General features: G+C 44.9%; 3 protein-coding genes. 2 read left to right on the forward strand and 1 reads right to left on the reverse strand.

The features are described from left to right. Positions 1-191: 191 nt before the first annotated feature. On the forward strand, positions 192-386 hold the full coding sequence (locus MTBBW1_RS30515) for a BrnT family toxin (RefSeq protein ID WP_080810102.1): 195 nt from the start codon (positions 192-194) through the stop codon (positions 384-386). A gap of 58 nt (positions 387-444) precedes the next feature. Continuing rightward, entirely contained in the window at positions 445-762 is a 318-nt protein-coding gene (locus MTBBW1_RS27100) for a BrnA antitoxin family protein (RefSeq protein ID WP_080810104.1), read from the forward strand. A 412-nt stretch (positions 763-1,174) separates the two neighbouring features. Here the strand turns inward: MTBBW1_RS27100 and MTBBW1_RS27105 are convergent. Beyond that, positions 1,175-1,771 (reverse strand): acetyl-CoA C-acyltransferase (locus MTBBW1_RS27105; RefSeq protein WP_139786938.1); only part of this gene is annotated, 597 nt, incomplete at its 5' end.

Consider the following 1,771-nt stretch of genomic DNA (forward strand, 5'->3'; position numbering starts at 1 on the left):
GAAAAAGATCGACTCACTTCGATTTTCTAACAGACGAGGAACTTACTGCAATGGAACAGGCCGTCAGAGATGGGTACTAAAAAAGTTGGGTTTGGTTATAATGTCGGCCATTTGTCTGAATCAGAATTGTTTTTGAGATATCGCCGTTCATTAAATTTGACAAAACTTTTTATTGTATATACAATAAGCCCATGAAGTACGAATGGGATGAAAATAAAAATTCTAAAAATAGAGCCAAGCATAAAGTCGACTTCAATCGAGTGACGGATTTTGAGTGGGATAGCGCTTTTGAATATATGGATGACCGCCAAGACTACCATGAAATCCGCTATTGTGTATTGGGATACATTGGTGTTCGGATCTTTCATCTGACATATGCATATTGAGATGACACTGTCCGAATTATTAGCTTGCGCAAGGCCACCAAAAAAGAGGAAAAACAATATGCCGAAGCTTAAACCAGGAACCATTTTGGTCACAGATGAAGAAGATCAACGTATCAAAGAAGCTATTGCTACTGACCCGGACACTTCTGAGATGAGAGATGAGCAATTTGACCAAATGCGCTCTGTCAGTGAATTGCATCCAGAAATTGTGGAAACGTACAAGCGGACTCGTGGGAAGCAGAAGAGACCAACAAAAACACCGATATATATCCGTTTGGACAGTGATATTATTGAGCATTTCAAGTCAGATGGCAAAGGTTGGCAAACCAAAATCAATGACACTCTCCGTAAATCTATAAATTCTCAGTATGCGTAAGTCCAGTCCGACACACAACGAATAACGATAGATCGTGTGAGGCGACAGCCGAACCACGATCTTATCAAGTCATTCAAGCCGACCACGTGAACGGGAGCGGCTAAAGTTTAAGTTATTGGCGCGGCGGCTTAATTCAGCGGTAGCGAGACTTATGGGTTGCCATGGATGCAGGCTCTCAATGTGCATAATGGCTTTTTGTTTGCATCCAATGCATTATAATTATTGAGTGTACCCTTTTTGCATTATTCTCCCCCTCTCCAGAGATGGAGAGGGGGCCGGGGGGTGAGGTTTGGCAGACAGGATGATCAAAAAAGGGTACACTCATAATTATTTACCATATTTCAGGTCAACACTTGTAGACATATCCGAACTGAACCATTGCCCATTTTATTACGATAAATACCAAATGGAGTTATGGCCTTTCCAAGACCAACGACATTCCTTGTCCGCCACCGATGCAAAGGCTTGCCAAGCCAAGCTTAAAGTCCCTTTTCTTCATCTGCATGGCCAGGCTGTAGGTGATTCTCGCACCGGTACAACCGATGGGATGCCCGATGGAGATTCCGCTGCCGTTCAAGTTGCAATGAGCCGGGTCTATCTTCAGTTCACGCATGCAGGCAATGGCCTGGCCAGCAAAAGCTTCGTTCAACTCCACGCAGTCAATGTCTTGAATGGTGAGATTCAACCGATGCAGAACCTTTCTTGTAGAAGGAATGGGACCCAGGCCCATGTAAGCAGGATCCACACCGCCTTCGGCAAATCCTTTGATGCGTGCAAGGGGTTCCAGTCCCAGTGCTTCGGCTTTTTCTGAGGACATCAAAACAAGGGCGCAGACACCATCGTTGATACCGGATGCATTCCCTGCAGTGACGGTGCCCTCTTTATCGAAAATGGGCTTGAGTTTTGCCAGTTTTTCAAGGGAGGTTTCCATGGGTCTCTCATCCACCTGAAAGATCTTGGGCTCCCCTTTTCTCTGGGGAATGATCACAGGAACGATCTCATCCTTGAA

The organism is Desulfamplus magnetovallimortis (genome assembly GCF_900170035.1).
GTDB lineage: Bacteria > Desulfobacterota > Desulfobacteria > Desulfobacterales > Desulfobacteraceae > Desulfamplus > Desulfamplus magnetovallimortis.